This is a genomic window from Kitasatospora sp. NPDC015120, assembly GCF_043080305.1.
GTDB lineage: Bacteria > Actinomycetota > Actinomycetes > Streptomycetales > Streptomycetaceae > Kitasatospora.
The window spans coordinates 1-2,195 of the sequence record NZ_JBIBVJ010000060.1 but is presented as its reverse complement, the minus strand read 5'-3'; the positions used below and the strand labels follow the sequence as shown (position 1 = coordinate 2,195).

Below are 2,195 nucleotides of genomic sequence, written 5' to 3'. Positions count from 1 at the left end.
GAGGTAGGTGAGAGCGCTACCTAGTGCCGCGCGCCTAAAATTCTTTGACAGTGCGATTTGAGATACTTCAAGCATGCGGATTAAGCCCCTACTCTTGCGAGACGGCGACGATCTCGAGTTGGCCCGACGACTGCGGTCGAGGTCGATCTCCTCCGGTGCGGCGCAGCGAGCGAGGATTGTTTTGCTCGCATCTCAAGGTGAGTCGAATTCGTCGATCGCGGATCTGGTCGGGGTGTCGCGGCCGACGGTGATCTCCTGGCGCGCCCGCTACGACGTAGACGGCTTGGCCGGCCTCGAAGACGATGCGCGTTCGGGGCGGCCGCGTAGCCTCGATCGCCGGGAGATCGTCTCCGCGACCTTGATGCCGCCGCCGAAGAAATACGGTGTCACACACTGGAGTTCGCGCCTGCTCGCGAAACATTTGGGTACGGCACGGTCGCACGGATCTGGCGCGAGTACGGTGTGCAGCCTTGGCGCAGTGAGACATTCAAGTTTTCCACCGATCCGGAACTGGTCGCGAAGGTCACCGACATCGTCGGGTTGTATCTCGATCCGCCCGAGAACGCGATCGTGCTCTGCGTGGACGAGAAATCGCAGATCCAGGCATTGGATCGGACCGCTCCGACGTTGCCGATGCAGATCGGAATGCCCGAGAAGCAAACCCACGACTACATCCGCAACGGCACCACCACCTTGTTCGCGGCGTTGGAGATCGCGACCGGAAAGGTGACCGGGATCTGCCGGCCGCGACACCGTCACCAGGAGTTTCTGGTGTTCCTCAAACATGTCGCACGCGCGTATCCGAAGCAGGAACTGCACTTGGTGATGGACAACTACGCCACCCACAAGAAGGCCGAGGTCCGCGAGTGGCTGGCTGCGAATCCGCGGATCCATGTTCATTTCACCCCGACGTCGGCGTCGTGGATGAACCTCGTCGAGGTGTGGTTCGGGATCATCGAACGCCAAGCGATTCATCGCGGAACTTTCCGCAGTGTCCGCGAACTGACGGCGAAGATCCGAGAGTTCATCAACGGGTGGAATCCGCGGGCGCAGCCGTTCGTGTGGACGAAAACCGCCGAGCAGATCCTGGTGAAAGCTGACCGTAAAACAACTTCAAACTCGGGGCACTAGCGAGTACCAGGTGGCGTGGTCGACCGCGCACCGGGCGCTCATCGCACTGGCCAACCAGTGGCTGCCCGAGCCGGAACCCACCCGCGTGCTCGGCATCGACGAGACCCGCGCCCGGTCGGTGCGCTGGGTGCTCGAAGAGGCCGGCTGGACACGGTCGAACCCGTGGATGACCTCGTTCGTCAACGCCGACCCCACCCTGCCCGGGCACCTTCTCGGGCTGACCCCGGGACGCTCCGGGGCGTGCGTGATCGACTGGCTCGCGCTGCAGACACCCGCGTTCCGGGCCGGCATCGACCTGGTCGTGATCGACCCGTCCGCGCCGTACGCGGGCGGGATCCGCACCGCCCTGCCGGACGCGCGGATCGCAGTCGACAAGTGGCATCTCGTCGCCCTCGCCAACCTCATGGTCACCCAGGTCCGTCAACGGATCACCCGGCAACTGCACGGCCGCCGCGGCACCGCCACCGACAAAGTCTGGGCCAGCCGGCAACTGCTGCTCACCGGCTACGAGCACCTCACCGTGAAGCAAAAGGCCCGGTTCAACGCCGCCCTCGCCGCCGAGGATCCGACCAACGAGATCGCCGCCGCGCATGCCGTCAAGGAACGCCTGCGCCTGCTGCTGGCCGAACACCAGCCGCACCAGATCCGGCGCAGGCTGTACGACTTCTACGACGACGCCGCCCGCGCCGACATGGAGGAAACCAGCCGCCTGGCGACCACGATCGACACCTGGTGGCCAGCGGTGCTCGTCGCGCTCACCGAGGACGTGACCAACGCCCGCACCGAGGGCTTCAACCGGATCATCAAGCAAACCAAGCGTGTCGGATGCGGCTTCACCAACATGGACAACTACCGAAGGCGCATCATGGTCCACATCGCCCTCACCCGAGGGCAGAGACCAGCAGCATGAAATCAGCACACGCCCCGCTCAAATGCGGAGAGCCATTTATCTCTGCAGTAAACGCCCGGCCCGTCTTCGGCGCCTCGTGCCACACATGCCTTCCCGCTCGGGTTGCGGCGGGCCATAATTCGCCTTTCACGTGCCCGGCTTGCCGTCTTCGGAG

At 64.2% G+C, this 2,195-nt stretch carries 1 protein-coding gene and 1 pseudogene; both read left to right on the top strand.

The features are described from left to right. Positions 1-73 precede the first annotated feature (73 nt). Positions 74-1,131: pseudogene (locus ACF1AK_RS36250) on the top strand (IS630 family transposase). A gap of 10 nt (positions 1,132-1,141) precedes the next feature. Further along, the gene (locus tag ACF1AK_RS36245) at positions 1,142-2,041 is read left to right on the top strand and encodes an ISL3 family transposase (protein WP_351944542.1); all 900 of its coding nucleotides are present in this window, start codon (positions 1,142-1,144) and stop codon (positions 2,039-2,041) included. Positions 2,042-2,195: the final 154 nt, after the last annotated feature.